Here is a 15155-nt window from a genome sequence, read left to right on the forward strand (position 1 = left end):
CCGGCTATTTTTCGGCGGGCTATGCCTGCAGCCTTTTTGAGTGTTGATCCGTGAGTGATTTGAGTCATATCCGCAATTTCTCCATCATCGCCCACATTGACCATGGCAAGTCGACGCTGGCCGATCGCTTCATCCAGATGTGTGGCGGCCTCGCCGAGCGCGAAATGGAAGCCCAGGTTCTGGACTCCATGGACCTCGAGCGCGAGCGCGGGATCACCATCAAGGCTCACAGCGTTACTCTGTATTACAAGGCCAAAGACGGCATCAACTACCAGTTGAACTTCATTGATACCCCCGGCCACGTTGACTTCACCTATGAGGTGAGCCGTTCGCTGGCTGCCTGTGAGGGCGCGCTGCTGGTGGTCGACGCCGGTCAAGGCGTTGAAGCACAGTCGGTTGCCAACTGCTACACGGCCATCGAGCAGGGCCTGGAAGTGATGCCGGTGCTGAACAAGATCGACCTGCCACAGGCCGATCCGGACCGCGTCAAAGAAGAAATCGAAAAAATCATCGGCATCGATGCCACTGACGCGGTCACGTGCTCTGCCAAGACCGGTCTGGGCGTCGACGAAGTGCTCGAGCGTCTGGTCGCCACCATTCCAGCACCGACCGGCAACTACGAAGATCCGCTGCAAGCGTTGATCATCGACTCCTGGTTCGACAACTACCTGGGCGTTGTGTCCCTGGTGCGCGTTCGCCATGGCCGCGTGAAGAAGGGCGACAAGATCCTGGTCAAGTCCACCGGCAAGATCCACCTGGTGGACAGCGTCGGTGTATTCAACCCGAAGCACACCCCTACCGCTGACCTCAAGGCCGGTGAAGTGGGCTTCATCATCGCCAGCATCAAGGACATTCACGGTGCGCCAGTGGGCGACACCCTGACCTTGAACACCACGCCAGACGTGGACGTGCTGCCAGGCTTCAAACGCATTCAGCCGCAGGTGTATGCCGGTCTGTTCCCGGTCAGCTCCGACGACTTCGAAGACTTCCGTGAAGCGCTGCAAAAGCTCACCCTGAACGACTCGTCGCTGCAATACACGCCGGAAAGCTCCGACGCACTGGGCTTCGGCTTCCGTTGCGGTTTCCTCGGCATGCTGCACATGGAAATCATCCAGGAGCGCCTGGAGCGCGAGTACAACCTGGACCTGATCACCACGGCGCCGACGGTAATCTTCGAGCTGCTGCTCAAGACCGGCGAGACGATCTACGTCGATAACCCGTCCAAGCTGCCGGACCTGTCTTCCATCGAAGACATGCGCGAGCCGATCGTGCGCGCCAACATTCTTGTGCCGCAAGAGCACCTGGGTAACGTCATTACCCTGTGCATCGAAAAACGTGGTGTACAGGTCGACATGCTGTTCCTCGGCACTCAGGTACAAGTGACCTACGACCTGCCGATGAACGAAGTGGTCCTGGACTTCTTCGATCGTCTGAAATCCACCAGCCGCGGCTATGCTTCGCTGGACTACCATTTCGATCGTTATCAATCGGCTAGTCTGGTGAAACTGGACGTGCTGATCAACGGTGACAAGGTCGATGCCCTGGCGCTGATCGTGCACCGTGACAACTCGCACTACAAAGGTCGCCAACTGACCGAGAAGATGAAAGAACTGATTCCGCGGCAGATGTTCGACGTGGCAATCCAGGCCGCCATTGGCGGGCAGATTGTGGCGCGTACAACCGTCAAGGCGCTCAGAAAGAACGTATTGGCCAAATGCTACGGTGGTGACGTCAGCCGTAAGAAGAAACTGCTGGAAAAGCAAAAGGCCGGTAAAAAACGCATGAAGCAGGTCGGTAACGTGGAAATTCCACAAGAAGCCTTCCTTGCCGTGCTCAGGTTGGATAGTTAGGTCCTATGTCACTAAATTTCCCGCTGTTGCTGGTCATCGCCGTGTTTGTCTGCGGCCTGTTGGCGTTGCTTGATCTGTTGATCCTGGCGCCGCGTCGGCGTGCCGCCATCACCTCCTATCAGGGCAGCGTCAGCCAGCCGGACATGGTCGTGGTCGAGAAACTGAACAAAGAACCGCTGCTGGTTGAATACGGCAAGTCGTTCTTCCCGGTGTTGTTCATCGTGCTGGTGCTGCGTTCGTTCCTGGTGGAACCGTTCCAGATTCCGTCCGGTTCGATGAAGCCGACCCTGGATGTCGGCGACTTCATCCTGGTGAGCAAGTTTTCCTACGGGATTCGCCTGCCGGTGATCGACAAGAAAGTCATCGACGTCGGTGATCCGCAGCGCGGTGATGTGATGGTGTTCCGCTATCCAAGCGATCCGAACGTCAACTACATCAAGCGTGTGGTGGGCCTGCCGGGTGACAAGATTCGCTACACCGCCGACAAGCGATTGTTCGTCAACGGTGAATCGGTTGCCGAACAACTGCTCGGCTCCGAGCCGGGCACGCTGGGCAGCGCGGAACTCTACAAGGAAAAGCTCGGTGTCGCCGAGCACCTGATCCGCAAGGAAATGAGCCGCTACCGCGCCACGCCTGACCGTTCGTGGACTGTGCCTGCCGGGCACTACTTCATGATGGGCGACAACCGCGATAACTCGAACGACAGTCGCTACTGGGATGATCCGAGCATTCCCAAGGATCTGCTGGGCATGGTTCCCGACAAGAATATCGTCGGCAAGGCCTTCGCGGTCTGGATGAGCTGGCCGGAACCCAAACTCAGTCACCTGCCGAATTTCTCGCGGGTTGGCCTGATCAAGTAATCAAACACGGCGCTGTTGAACACAGCGCCGAATGCATTTCTGGAACCGACACAATCGGTGCCCGGGAGCATGAAGCCAATGATATTCAGGACGTTATTTTTGAACACAGCGTTAATTGTCCCAGGCCTGCGCCGAATCCCGGCGGTGGCGGTGGAATCCAACCACGAACTCAGCGTGGGTAAACCGTGAGCGTCTCCTTAAGCCGTCTCGAGCGTCAGCTCGGCTACACCTTCAAGGATCAGGAGCTGATGGTCCTGGCCCTGACTCACCGCAGTTTTGCCGGGCGTAACAATGAACGCCTGGAATTCCTCGGTGATGCCATCCTCAACTTCGTTGCTGGCGAGGCGCTGTTCGATCGCTTCCCGCTGGCCCGCGAAGGCCAGTTGTCGCGTTTGCGCGCACGCCTGGTGAAAGGTGAGACCCTGGCCGTACTGGCCCGTGGTTTCGACCTTGGCGATTACCTGCGCCTGGGCTCTGGCGAGTTGAAAAGCGGCGGTTTCCGTCGCGAGTCGATTCTGGCCGATGCCCTCGAAGCGCTGATCGGTGCGATCTACCTTGATGCCGGCATGGAAATGGCCCGCGAGCGTGTGCTTGCCTGGCTGGCCGGCGAGTTCGAAGGCCTGACGCTGGTCGACACCAACAAAGATCCAAAGACCCGCCTGCAGGAATTCCTGCAGTCCCGTGGTTGCGAACTGCCGCGTTACGAAGTGGTGGATATCCAGGGTGAACCGCATTGCCGGACGTTCTTCGTCGAATGCGAAATCATCTTACTGAATGAAAAAAGCCGAGGTCAGGGTGTGAGTCGTCGTATTGCCGAACAGGTAGCGGCCGCCGCAGCACTGATTGCCCTGGGTGTGGAGAATGGCAATGACTGATTCAAACGCAACTCGCTGTGGCTATGTTGCCATCGTCGGCCGTCCCAACGTGGGCAAGTCCACGCTGCTGAACCACATCCTGGGTCAGAAGCTGGCGATCACCTCGCGCAAGCCGCAAACCACCCGTCACAACATGCTCGGTATCAAGACCGAAGGTGATGTGCAGGCGATCTACGTCGACACCCCCGGCATGCACAAGGGTGGCGAAAAGGCCCTGAACCGCTACATGAACAAGACCGCTTCGGCGGCGTTGAAAGACGTCGACGTGGTGATCTTTGTGGTGGACCGCACCAAGTGGACCGAAGAAGACCAGATGGTTCTGGAGCGCGTGCAGTACGTGACCGGCCCGCTGATCGTCGCGCTGAACAAGACCGACCGCATCGAAGACAAGGCCGAGCTGATGCCGCACCTGAGCTGGTTGCAGGAGCAGCTGCCGAACGCGCAGATCATCCCGATTTCCGCGCAGCACGGGCACAACCTCGAAGCGCTGGAGCGCGTGATCGCCGGTTACCTGCCGGAAAACGATCACTTCTTCCCGGAAGACCAGATCACTGACCGCAGCAGCCGTTTCCTCGCCGCCGAACTGGTGCGCGAGAAAATCATGCGCCAGATGGGCGCCGAGCTGCCTTACCAGATCACCGTCGAAATCGAAGAGTTCAAGCAGCAGGGCAAGACCCTGCACATCCATGCCTTGATTCTTGTCGAGCGTGATGGCCAGAAGAAGATCATCATTGGCGACAAGGGCGAGCGCATCAAGCGCATCGGCACCGAGGCGCGCAAGGACATGGAGCTGCTGTTTGACTCCAAGATCATGCTCAACCTGTGGGTCAAGGTTAAGGGCGGCTGGTCCGATGACGAGCGCGCATTGCGTTCGCTGGGTTACGGCGACCTGTAATACTCCGAAAGCCCCCCTGTAGGAGCGAGCTTGCTCGCGATGGACTTGAGAGCGCCGCGTTCATTCAGAAAGCCCGCGTTATCGTTATCCACCATCGCGAGCAAGCTCGCTCCTACAGTATGTGAGACTTGATGTCCTCAACTCCGCCCATCGCCCAACCCGCCTACGTCCTGCACTCCCGCGCCTACCGCGAAAACAGTGCGTTGGTGGACTTCCTCACGCCGCAAGGGCGGCTGCGGGCGGTGTTGCGCAGTGCTCGGGGCAAGGCCGGGACACTGGCGCGGCCGTTCGTGCCGCTGGAAGTCGAGTTTCGGGGCAGGGGAGAGCTGAAGAATGTCGGGCGCATGGAAAGTGCCGGCGTTTCCACCTGGCTCAACGGCGAAGCATTGTTCAGCGGGCTTTACCTCAATGAACTGCTGATTCGCCTGCTGCCCGCCGAAGACCCGCTTCCCTCGGTGTTTGATCACTACGCCGCGACCCTGCTGGCGCTGGCCGAAGGTCGACCGCTGGAGCCGTTGCTGCGCTCCTTCGAGTGGCGCTTGCTCGATGATCTCGGTTACGGTTTTTCGTTGATTCTCGATATCCATGACGCCCCCATCGCGCCGGACGGCCTCTACCGCTTGCAAGTGGATGCGGGGCTGGAGCGGGTGTATCTGCTGCAACCCGGTCTGTTCAATGGCGCCGAACTGCTGGCCATGGCCGAAGCCGATTGGTCCGCCCCTGGTGCTCTGTCTGCCGCCAAGCGCTTGATGCGCCAGGCGTTGGCCGTTCATTTGGGCGGACGTCCACTTGTCAGTCGCGAGCTGTTTCGCAAGCCCTGATCACACCGTATGCTGTGCACCGAACTTTCTCTTCTTCTGGAGTGTTTTCCGTGACCACCAGCACCCGCATTCTTCTTGGCGTGAACATCGACCACGTTGCCACCCTGCGTCAGGCCCGGGGTACTCGTTACCCGGATCCGGTCAAGGCGGCGCTGGACGCGGAAGAGGCAGGCGCCGACGGCATTACCGTGCACTTGCGTGAAGACCGTCGCCACATTCAGGAACGCGATGTTCTGGTGCTCAAGGATGTTCTGCAAACCCGCATGAACTTCGAAATGGGCGTCACCGAAGAAATGATGCAGTTCGCCGAGCGCATCCGCCCGGCACACATCTGTCTGGTGCCGGAAACCCGTCAGGAGCTGACCACCGAAGGTGGCCTGGATGTCGCGGGGCAGGAAGCGCGCATCAAAGCGGCGGTTGAACGCCTGTCGAGGATCGGCTCTGAAGTGTCGTTGTTCATCGATGCCGATGAGCGCCAGATCGAAGCCTCGCGCCGTGTCGGTGCTCCAGCCATCGAACTGCACACTGGCCGTTATGCCGATGCCGAAACGCCAACCGACGTGGCCGAAGAGCTCAAGCGTGTGGCCGATGGCGTGGCGTTTGGTCTGGCCCAGGGCCTGATCGTCAATGCCGGCCATGGCCTGCACTATCACAACGTTGAAGCCGTGGCGGCGATCAAGGGTATCAACGAGCTGAACATCGGTCATGCGCTGGTGGCCCATGCGTTGTTCGTGGGCTTCAAGTCGGCGGTGTCGGAGATGAAGGCGCTGATTCTGGCGGCGGCGCTCAAAGGCTGACATCGGGGCGCTACCATCGCTGGCAAGCCGGCTCCTACAAATCTGTGTCGATCCGCAATGGTGGGCTAACCCTGTAGGAGCTGGCTTGCCAGCGAAGGCGATCTTGAAGGCGCCATGGAGTCAGAGCGGCGCAGCCTCTTGAGCCGGTTTGCTCTTGTCGATCCCCGGAACCAGCAGTTTGCCCTCGGCCACCTGATCGCCTTCAAGCTGCGGCTGCGTGACCCAGGTCAGGATGTCGTAGTAGCGACGGATGTTCGCCACAAAGTGCACCGGTTCGCCGCCACGGGCGTAGCCGTAACGGGTTTTGCTGTACCACTTCTTTTCTGACAGGCGCGGCAGGATCTTCTTCACGTCCAGCCATTTGTCCGGGTTCAACCCTTCCTTGGCCGTCAGTTTGCGCGCGTCATCCAGATGGCCGCTGCCGACGTTGTAGGCGGCCAGGGCAAACCAGGTGCGATCAGGTTCCTGGATCGAATCGTCGAGCTGCTCTTTCATATAAGCCAGGTACTTGGCGCCGCCCATAATGCTTTGCTTGGGGTCGAGGCGGTTGGACACGCCCATGGCCTGCGCGGTGTTCTGGGTCAGCATCATCAGGCCGCGCACGCCGGTCTTGGACGTGACTGCGGGCTGCCATAACGATTCCTGGTAACCGATCGCTGCGAGCAGGCGCCAGTCGACTTTCTCTTTTTTGGCATACGCCTTGAAGTGCTGCTCGTACTTGGGCAGACGCTGCTGCAAGTGCTGGGCGAAGGTGGTGGCACCCATGTAGCCGAGCACGTCGACGTGCCCGTAGTAGCGGTCTTTGAGGCGCTGCAACGTGCCGTTCTTCTTGACCTTGTCGAGGTAGTCGTTGATTTCGTTGAGCAGGCTGTTGTCATCGCCCAGCGCGACGGCCCAGCTCTGGTTGCTGGCATCACCCAGGTCAAAGGCGACACGGATGCTGGAGAAATACACCTGGTTCATCGCGACTTCGTTGGAGTCGACCAGGGTCAGATCGATCTGACCTTCGTCGACCATGCGCAGGAGATCAACGACCTCAACCGCGTCAGACTCTTCGTATTCGATGCCGGGAAATTTCTGTTTCAGCTGCGCCAGTTGCTCGGCGTGGGTGCTGCCCTTGAGCACCATGATCTTCTTGCCTACCAGATCCTTCGCATCGGTCGGCCGCGATTGGCCGTTGCGATAGATGACCTGAGGAGTCACTTCCAGATAGGAGTGGGAAAACCGCACCTGTTTTTTGCGTTCTTCGCTGCCGACCAGGCCGGCAGCCGCCAGCACCGGGCCGTTGGGCTTGCCGACCTGATTGAACAGGTCGTCGAGGTTGTCGGCGGTCTCGATCTTGAGTTCGACGCCCAGATCCTCGGCAAAGCGCTTCACCAGCTCGTATTCGAAGCCGGTTTCGCCGTTACGATCCTGAAAGTAGGTGGCGGGGCTGTTTCGCGTAACCACGCGCAGCACACCATCCTCCTTTACGCGCTCGAGCGTGTTGGGTTTATCAACACAGCCACCGAGCACCAGGAAGAGTCCGGTTGCGATCAGCCATTTGGCGTACCGCGGACGCAAAGCCGTTGGGGAAAACATCTGCGCAGTATACGCAAAGGACCACGGGCGCCATATCTCGACAGCGAGGGGGTTGTCTGCTAGACATCACAAAACCGGCCGAAACCCCACGGGAATGGGCCTTTCGTGCATTTTGTTACAGTAAAAATAAGCAGTTGTGTCACGCCTGATTAACCTGACTTTCGAGGCAGAAACACAGATCGACACTCGAGTGCAACCGTGCGTAGCGTTTCGGGTGATGTCGCGGGCGGTTTAGGCTAGAATGCACGGCCTCAAAGCACACCCCTTCCCGAGGCTGTCCCGAAGATGTTGATCCTGCGCGGCGCTCCTGCCCTTTCTGCCTTTCGCCACAGCAAACTCCTTGAGCAACTGAGCCAGAAGGTTCCGGCTGTCAGTGGCTTGTATGCTGAATTCGCTCACTTCGCCGAAGTCACCGGCGTCCTGACCGGCGACGAACAGCAGGTGCTTGCGCGCCTTCTGAAGTACGGCCCTAGCGTTCCAGTAGAAGAGCCGACCGGTCGTCTGTTTCTGGTGTTGCCGCGTTTCGGCACCATCTCGCCGTGGTCGAGCAAGGCCAGCGACATCGCTCGCAACTGCGGCCTGGCGAAAATCCAGCGGCTTGAGCGCGGTATCGCGTTCTATGTGGCCGGCCAGTTCAGCGACGCTGAAGCCCAGCTGATTGCCGACGGCCTGCACGACCGCATGACCCAGATCGTCCTCGGCAACCTGGAACAGGCTGCCGGTCTGTTCAGCCACGCCGAACCGAAGCCCCTGACCGCCATCGACGTGTTGGGTGGCGGCCGCGCCGCGCTGGAAAAAGCCAACACCGAACTGGGCCTGGCCCTGGCCGAAGACGAGATCGATTATCTGGTCAACGCCTTCGTCGGCTTGAAGCGCAACCCACACGACATCGAACTGATGATGTTCGCCCAGGCGAACTCCGAGCACTGCCGTCACAAGATCTTCAACGCCAGTTGGGACATCGACGGCCAGAGCCAGGAAAAAAGCCTGTTCGGCATGATCAAGAACACCTACGTGATGCACAGCGAAGGCGTTCTGTCGGCTTATAAGGACAACGCTTCGGTAATCGTCGGCTCCGTGGCCGGTCGTTTCTTCCCGGACCCTGAGACCCGCCAGTACGGCGCGGTGCAGGAACCGGTGCACATCCTGATGAAGGTTGAAACCCACAACCACCCGACCGCGATTGCCCCGTTCCCGGGCGCATCCACCGGTTCCGGCGGCGAGATCCGCGACGAAGGTGCAACCGGCCGTGGCGCCAAGCCGAAGGCTGGCCTGACCGGTTTCACCGTGTCGAACCTGCAGATCCCGGGCTTTGAACAGCCGTGGGAAGTGCCATACGGCAAGCCTGAGCGCATCGTTACCGCGCTGGACATCATGATCGAAGGCCCATTGGGCGGCGCTGCGTTCAACAACGAATTCGGCCGTCCGGCCCTGACCGGCTACTTCCGTACCTTCGAACAATCGATCACCACCCCGCACGGTGATGAAGTTCGTGGCTACCACAAGCCGATTATGCTGGCTGGCGGTATGGGCAACATCCGTGAAGAACACGTCAAGAAAGGCGAGATTCTGGTCGGCTCCAAGCTGATCGTGCTCGGCGGCCCGGCGATGCTGATCGGCCTGGGCGGCGGCGCGGCTTCCTCCATGGCCACCGGCACCAGCTCGGCAGACCTCGACTTCGCTTCCGTACAGCGTGAAAACCCTGAGATGGAGCGTCGCTGCCAGGAAGTCATCGACCGTTGCTGGCAACTGGGCGACAAGAACCCGATCAGCTTCATCCACGACGTGGGTGCGGGCGGCCTGTCCAACGCCTTCCCGGAACTGGTCAACGACGGCGACCGTGGTGGCCGTTTCGAACTGCGCAACATTCCAAACGACGAGCCGGGCATGGCCCCGCACGAAATCTGGTCCAACGAATCCCAGGAACGTTACGTTCTGGCAGTCGGCCCGGCTGACTTCGAGCGCTTCAAGGCGATCTGCGAACGTGAGCGTTGCCCGTTTGCCGTCGTCGGTGAGGCCACCGCCGAACCGCAACTGACCGTGACCGACAGCCACTTCGGCAACAGCCCGGTGGACATGCCGCTGGAAGTGCTGCTGGGCAAGGCTCCACGCATGCACCGTTCGGTGGTTCGTGAAAACGAACTGGGCGACGATTTCGATCCGTCGACCCTCGACATCGCCAACTGCGTCGAGCGCGTCCTGCATCACCCGGCCGTGGCGAGCAAGAGCTTCCTGATCACCATCGGCGACCGCACCATCACCGGCCTCGTGGCCCGTGACCAGATGGTCGGCCCGTGGCAGGTTCCGGTGGCCGACGTTGCCGTCACCGCCACCAGCTTCGACGTCTACACCGGTGAAGCCATGGCCATGGGCGAGCGTACTCCGCTGGCACTGCTGGACGCTCCGGCGTCGGGCCGCATGGCCATCGGTGAAACCCTGACCAACATCGCGGCTTCGCGTATCGGCAAGATCTCCGACATCAAACTGTCGGCGAACTGGATGTCGGCGGCCGGTCACCCGGGCGAAGACGCACGTCTGTACGACACCGTGAAAGCGGTCGGCATGGAGCTGTGCCCTGAGCTGGGCATCACCATTCCGGTGGGCAAGGACTCGATGTCCATGGCCACGCGCTGGAACGATGAAGGCGTGGACAAGTCCGTCACGTCGCCGATGTCCCTGATCGTGACCGGTTTCGCGCCAGTGACTGACATCCGTCAGACCCTGACCCCGCAACTGCGCATGGACAAGGGCACCACCGACCTGATCCTGATCGATCTGGGTCGTGGCCAGAACCGCATGGGCGCCTCGATCCTGGCTCAGGTTCACGGCAAGCTCGGCAGCCAGGCTCCGGACGTCGATGACGCCGAAGACCTCAAGGCCTTCTTCGCGGTGATCCAGGGCCTCAACGCCGACGGTCACCTGCTGGCCTACCACGACCGTTCCGACGGTGGTCTGCTGACCAGCGTTGTGGAAATGGCGTTTGCCGGTCACTGCGGCCTGAGCCTGAACCTCGACGGTCTGGCCGAAACGTCTGCCGACATCGCGGCCATCCTGTTCAACGAAGAGTTGGGCGCGGTCATCCAGGTTCGCCAGGATTCCACTCCAGACATCCTCGCGCAGTTCAGTGCTGCCGGTTTGGGTGATTGCGTGTCGGTGATCGGTCAGCCAATCAACAATGGCGAGATCGGCATCACCTTCAACGGTGACACCGTATTTGAAGGCCAGCGTCGTCTGCTGCAACGCCAGTGGGCCGAGACCAGCTACCAGATCCAGCGTCTGCGTGACAACGCCGACTGCGCCGAGCAAGAGTTCGACGTGCTGCTGGAAGAAGACAACCCGGGCCTGAGCGTCAAGCTGAGCTACGACGTCAACCAGGACATCGCCGCGCCTTACATCAAGAAAGGCATTCGCCCACAGGTTGCCGTACTGCGTGAGCAGGGCGTCAACGGTCAGGTGGAAATGGCGGCTGCGTTCGATCGCGCCGGTTTCAACGCGATCGACGTGCACATGAGCGACATTCTGGCCGGCCGTGTCGACCTGAACGAGTTCAAGGGCATGGTCGCTTGTGGCGGCTTCTCTTACGGCGACGTATTGGGTGCCGGTGAAGGCTGGGCGAAATCCGCGCTGTTCAACAGCCGTGCCCGCGATGCGTTCCAGGGCTTCTTCGAGCGCAACGACAGCTTCACCCTCGGCGTGTGCAACGGTTGCCAGATGATGTCCAACCTGCACGAGCTGATTCCGGGCAGCGAGTTCTGGCCGCACTTCGTGCGTAACCGTTCCGAGCAGTTCGAAGCCCGTGTTGCGATGGTGCAGATCCAGGAGTCGAACTCGATCTTCCTGCAAGGCATGGCCGGTTCGCGCATGCCGATCGCCATCGCCCACGGCGAAGGTCATGCCGAGTTCGAAAGCGAAGAGGCGCTGCTGCAAGCCGATCTGTCCGGTTGCGTGGCGATGCGTTTCGTCGACAACCACGGCAAGGTCACCGAAAGCTACCCGGCCAACCCGAACGGCTCGCCGCGCGGGATCACCGGTCTGACCAGTCGCGACGGTCGCGTAACCATCATGATGCCGCACCCGGAGCGTGTGTTCCGTGCCGTGCAGAACTCGTGGCGTTCGGATGAGTGGAGCGAAGATGCTCCGCTGATGCGTATGTTCCGTAACGCTCGCGTCTGGGTTAACTGATAGCCGTGTACAAGCTCAGCTTTTTTGTTCCCGACAGTCATGTCGACGTGGTCAAAAGTGCCGTATTCGCCGCCGGTGGCGGGCGGATCGGTGCTTATGATCACTGTGCATGGCAGGTGCTTGGCACTGGCCAGTTTCGCCCACTGGACGGCAGTCAGCCGTTCATTGGCGAAGCGGGGCAGGTCGAACAGGTCGAGGAATGGAAGGTTGAGCTGGTGGTGGCCGATGAGCTGATTCACTCGGTAGTGGCGGCGCTTAAACAGAGCCATCCCTACGAGACACCGGCTTATGAGGTGTGGCGGTTGGAGGATTTCTGATCTTTCCGACGTTGAAACGAAAAACCCGCTGAAAGCGATTTCAGCGGGTTTTTTAATGCCCGTAGGAATGTGATCCCTGTGGCGAGGGGGCAAGCCCCCTCGCCACAAAAGCCCCAACTCAACACGAGGTCAGGGGCGAATCTCGATCATCGTGCCGTCCGGCACCAGGTTCCATACTTCGCGCATGTCCATGTTGCGCATGGCGATGCAGCCGTCGGTCCAGTCCAGGGTGTGGAACAGGTTTTCCGGGTTTTCTTCGGTGTCCGGAGTCCCGTGGATCATGATCATGCCGCCAGGATCAACCCCTTCGCGCCGTGAACGGGCGGCGTCGCTGATGTTCGGGTAGGAAACATGCATCGCCAGGTTGAAGCGTTCGCTGACCTTGCGCCAGTCAACCCAGTAGAAACCTTCCGGCGTGCGTTTGTCGCCTTCCATCAGCTTCGGACCCGTGGGGCGTTTGCCCAGGGAAATGCGATAGGTCTTGATCGGCTTGCCGTCATTGATCAATTGCAATTGATGGGAAGACTTGAGAACCAGAATTTTCTCGATGACCTTGCCGTTCAGGGTTTCCACGGCAGAAGCCTGGGATACCGAGACGAACGACAAACAGAATAGGGCAAGCAACCAGCGCATTGAAACGATTCCCCAGGAGGTGTCGCGACTACATATATTTATAGGTGTTTTTGTAGGAGCTGCCGAAGGCTGCGATCTTTCGGCGGCTTCAGGAGTATCCAGTATGTATCAAGTGATGACAGGCTGAGCAAGCGGCGGGATCGATTCGGACCGTACGGGATAGACCTCGGTCCGCCGGTCAGCGAAGAAGCATTCTAAGGTACGGCCCACCGTGCGGAAAGCCAGCTCGTCCCAAGGGATGTCCGCTTCGTCGAATAATTGCACTTCCAGGCTCTCGGGGCCGGGGGCGAAGTTCAGGTCCGTCAGTTCGGCGCGGAAGAACACATGCACCTGACTGATGTGCGGCACGTCGATCAGGGTATAGATGCTCAGGTTGCGCACGCGGGCGCAGGCTTCTTCGGCGGTTTCACGAATGGCTGCCTGCTCGATGGTCTCGCCGTTTTCCATGAAACCGGCGGGCAGGGTCCAATAGCCGAGGCGTGGCTGGATGGCGCGGCGGCACAACAACACCTTGGTGCCCCAGGTCGCCACGCAGCCAGCGACGATATTGGGGTTCTGGTAATGAATCGTGTGACAGCTGTCGCAGACAAAACGCAGGCGCGAATCGCCCTCGGGAATGCGCTGGGTCACCGGGTTACCGCACTGGCTGCAAAATTTCATGCTTGGGTTCCTGAATGCTGCGCCTATCTTGGCGTGCGGCGGTGTCTGTCGGCAAGTTGTCGTTTCGCGACATGGGGCTGTTTCGGGGGTTGGGCGACCGCAATGATTGGTGCATGATGCAGGGTAAGGCACAGATCGAGAACACTCATGCTGGATGAGCTACTGCATCGGGTAAGTAATCATATTCCACGTACGCTGGAGACTGACCGTCGTTTCCCCGAGGCAGCGGTGCTGGTACCCATCACTCGCAGTGACGAGCCGGAACTGGTGCTGACATTGCGCGCCAGCGGGCTCTCGACCCACGGTGGCGAAGTGGCTTTTCCGGGCGGCCGCCGTGACCCCGGAGACCCCGACCTGATTTTCACCGCCCTGCGCGAAGCCGAGGAAGAAATCGGTTTGCCGCCGGGGCTGGTCGAAGTGATCGGCCCGCTCAGCCCGTTGATCTCCCTGCATGGCATCAGGGTCACGCCCTATGTCGGGGTGATTCCCGACTTCGTCGAATACCAGGCCAACGATGCCGAGATCGCTGCAGTGTTCAGCGTGCCCCTGGAATTCTTCCGCAAGGACCCGCGCGAACATACCCACCGCATCGACTATCAGGGCCGCAGTTGGTACGTGCCGAGCTATCGCTATGGCGAGTTCAAGATCTGGGGCCTGACGGCCATCATGATCGTCGAGTTGATCAACCTGCTGTATGACGCGAAAATCAGTCTGCACCAGCCTCCCAAAAGCTTCATCAATACCTGAAGCCATCATTCGAATGGCTGACACCGCGGCTGCCTGAGCCTTGAGGACAACAAGATGAAATACCGCCTGGGCGACGCCCGCGTCGAAACTCACCCGCAAAGCTGGGTGGCACCCAATGCCGTGCTGGTGGGCAGGGTCAAACTGGAAGAGGGTGCCAGCGTCTGGTTCAACGCCGTGCTGCGTGGCGACAACGAGCTGATCCTGATCGGCAAGAACAGCAACGTCCAGGACGGCACGGTGATGCACACCGACATGGGTTATCCGCTGACCATCGGCACCGGCGTGACCATCGGCCACAACGCGATGCTCCACGGCTGCACCGTAGGCGATAACAGCCTGATCGGCATCAACGCGGTCGTGCTTAATGGCGCGAAGATCGGCAAGAACTGCATCATCGGCGCCAATGCGCTGATCGGTGAAGGCAAGGAGATCCCCGACGGTTCGCTGGTCATGGGTTCGCCCGGCAAGGTGGTGCGTGAACTGACCGAGGCGCAGAAGAAAATGCTCGAGGCGGGTGCGGCTCACTACGTGCACAACGCCCAGCGCTATGCCCGCGATCTGGCCGAGCAGGAAGAATGACCACTAACGAACGCCCGGTCGCATCGCCCTGCGTGAACATTTGCGCGCTGGACGACGATGACGTCTGCACCGGTTGCCAGCGTACCGTGGAAGAGATTACCCGCTGGAGCCGCATGGACAACGACGAACGCCGCAAGGTGTTGGGGTTGTGTCATGAGCGGGCGAAGGCCAGTGGGCTTGTCTGGATGATCGGCGCAAAACCCGGGAGTTGACGAACGGCTTTCACTGTAGGAGCGAGCATGCTCGCGATGAGCCCGTGAACGCAGCAGGGTGTCAGGATTGCCACGTTATCGTTCACGACCATCGCGAGCATGCTCGCTCCTACAGTATCCTGTGCGCCAAATTGACAGGTGCCCCC

Annotated in this window: 14 protein-coding genes; 11 read left to right on the forward strand and 3 right to left on the reverse strand. The window is 60.0% G+C overall.

Annotated elements, in window-relative coordinates; all coding sequences use genetic code 11:
• Nucleotides 1–50 precede the first annotated feature (50 nt).
• The 6 genes from lepA (at nt 51) to pdxJ (ending at nt 6098) form a co-directional block, all read left to right on the forward strand.
• Entirely contained in the window at nt 51–1850 is a 1800-nt protein-coding gene (gene lepA, locus CKW15_RS07450; RefSeq protein WP_095058610.1) for a translation elongation factor 4, read from the forward strand.
• A 5-nt stretch (nt 1851–1855) separates the two neighbouring features.
• Nucleotides 1856–2710: a signal peptidase I gene (gene lepB, locus CKW15_RS07455; protein WP_095058611.1), complete on the forward strand. Its 855-nt coding sequence runs from the start codon at nt 1856–1858 to the stop codon at nt 2708–2710.
• 185 nt (nt 2711–2895) lie between these two features.
• Entirely contained in the window at nt 2896–3585 is a 690-nt protein-coding gene (gene rnc / locus CKW15_RS07460; RefSeq protein WP_053162288.1) for a ribonuclease III, read from the forward strand.
• Nucleotides 3578–4480, forward strand: a complete 903-nt coding sequence (gene era / locus CKW15_RS07465; protein WP_095058612.1) for a GTPase Era — start codon at nt 3578–3580, stop codon at nt 4478–4480. Before rnc ends, era begins: the two co-directional genes overlap by 8 nt.
• 131 nt (nt 4481–4611) lie before the next feature.
• Nucleotides 4612–5301 (forward strand): DNA repair protein RecO, encoded by a 690-nt coding sequence (gene recO, locus CKW15_RS07470; RefSeq protein ID WP_095058613.1) that lies wholly within the window; start codon nt 4612–4614, stop codon nt 5299–5301.
• 50 nt (nt 5302–5351) lie between these two features.
• The gene (gene pdxJ / locus CKW15_RS07475; protein WP_095151950.1) at nt 5352–6098 is read left to right on the forward strand and encodes a pyridoxine 5'-phosphate synthase; all 747 of its coding nucleotides are present in this window, start codon (nt 5352–5354) and stop codon (nt 6096–6098) included.
• A gap of 120 nt (nt 6099–6218) precedes the next feature.
• Here the strand turns inward: pdxJ and mltF are convergent, their stop codons facing one another.
• Complete coding sequence (gene mltF, locus CKW15_RS07480; protein WP_095151951.1) at nt 6219–7679, reverse strand: membrane-bound lytic murein transglycosylase MltF; 1461 nt, start codon at nt 7677–7679, stop codon at nt 6219–6221.
• Between the two features lie 285 nt (nt 7680–7964).
• Between mltF and purL the strand changes: the two genes are divergently transcribed.
• Together purL and CKW15_RS07490 are read left to right on the forward strand one after the other, a co-directional pair.
• Nucleotides 7965–11861, forward strand: a complete 3897-nt coding sequence (purL, locus tag CKW15_RS07485) for a phosphoribosylformylglycinamidine synthase (RefSeq protein ID WP_095151952.1) — start codon at nt 7965–7967, stop codon at nt 11859–11861.
• Nucleotides 11862–11866: 5 nt separating this feature from the next.
• Nucleotides 11867–12178: a YqfO family protein gene (locus CKW15_RS07490; protein WP_095151953.1), complete on the forward strand. Its 312-nt coding sequence runs from the start codon at nt 11867–11869 to the stop codon at nt 12176–12178.
• A 129-nt stretch (nt 12179–12307) separates the two neighbouring features.
• Here the strand turns inward: CKW15_RS07490 and CKW15_RS07495 are convergent, their stop codons facing one another.
• The gene (locus tag CKW15_RS07495) at nt 12308–12811 is read right to left on the reverse strand and encodes a murein L,D-transpeptidase family protein (RefSeq protein ID WP_095058618.1); all 504 of its coding nucleotides are present in this window, start codon (nt 12809–12811) and stop codon (nt 12308–12310) included.
• Between the two features lie 108 nt (nt 12812–12919).
• Entirely contained in the window at nt 12920–13471 is a 552-nt protein-coding gene (locus tag CKW15_RS07500) for an NUDIX hydrolase (protein WP_095151954.1), read from the reverse strand.
• 147 nt (nt 13472–13618) lie between these two features.
• On the opposite strand from CKW15_RS07500, the gene CKW15_RS07505 reads away from it, so the two are divergent.
• Genes CKW15_RS07505 through CKW15_RS07515 form a run of 3 tightly spaced genes read left to right on the forward strand, consistent with a single transcriptional unit; the run spans nt 13619 to nt 15009 of the window.
• Entirely contained in the window at nt 13619–14218 is a 600-nt protein-coding gene (locus tag CKW15_RS07505) for a CoA pyrophosphatase (protein ID WP_095058620.1), read from the forward strand.
• A 54-nt stretch (nt 14219–14272) separates the two neighbouring features.
• Nucleotides 14273–14797: a gamma carbonic anhydrase family protein gene (locus CKW15_RS07510; RefSeq protein WP_095058621.1), complete on the forward strand. Its 525-nt coding sequence runs from the start codon at nt 14273–14275 to the stop codon at nt 14795–14797.
• Nucleotides 14794–15009, forward strand: coding sequence for a DUF1289 domain-containing protein (locus CKW15_RS07515; RefSeq protein WP_095151955.1), 216 nt, complete (start codon nt 14794–14796; stop codon nt 15007–15009). Before CKW15_RS07510 ends, CKW15_RS07515 begins: the two co-directional genes overlap by 4 nt.
• The last annotated feature ends 146 nt before the right edge of the window (nt 15010–15155 follow it).

Source organism: Pseudomonas sp. Irchel s3b5, assembly GCF_900187435.1.
Taxonomy (GTDB): Bacteria; Pseudomonadota; Gammaproteobacteria; order Pseudomonadales; family Pseudomonadaceae; genus Aquipseudomonas.

What these genes read in the sequence shown, in the direction of transcription:
- mltF (WP_095151951.1), bottom strand. Translation starts at nt 7,679, where the DNA reads ATGTTTTCCCCAACGGCTTTGCGTCCGCGGTACGCCAAATGGCTGATC.
- purL (WP_095151952.1), top strand. Translation starts at nt 7,965, where the DNA reads ATGTTGATCCTGCGCGGCGCTCCTGCCCTTTCTGCCTTTCGCCACAGC.
- lepB (WP_095058611.1), top strand. Translation starts at nt 1,856, where the DNA reads ATGTCACTAAATTTCCCGCTGTTGCTGGTCATCGCCGTGTTTGTCTGC.
- recO (WP_095058613.1), top strand. Translation starts at nt 4,612, where the DNA reads ATGTCCTCAACTCCGCCCATCGCCCAACCCGCCTACGTCCTGCACTCC.
- CKW15_RS07500 (WP_095151954.1), bottom strand. Translation starts at nt 13,471, where the DNA reads ATGAAATTTTGCAGCCAGTGCGGTAACCCGGTGACCCAGCGCATTCCC.
- CKW15_RS07515 (WP_095151955.1), top strand. Translation starts at nt 14,794, where the DNA reads ATGACCACTAACGAACGCCCGGTCGCATCGCCCTGCGTGAACATTTGC.
- era (WP_095058612.1), top strand. Translation starts at nt 3,578, where the DNA reads ATGACTGATTCAAACGCAACTCGCTGTGGCTATGTTGCCATCGTCGGC.
- CKW15_RS07505 (WP_095058620.1), top strand. Translation starts at nt 13,619, where the DNA reads ATGCTGGATGAGCTACTGCATCGGGTAAGTAATCATATTCCACGTACG.
- CKW15_RS07495 (WP_095058618.1), bottom strand. Translation starts at nt 12,811, where the DNA reads ATGCGCTGGTTGCTTGCCCTATTCTGTTTGTCGTTCGTCTCGGTATCC.
- CKW15_RS07510 (WP_095058621.1), top strand. Translation starts at nt 14,273, where the DNA reads ATGAAATACCGCCTGGGCGACGCCCGCGTCGAAACTCACCCGCAAAGC.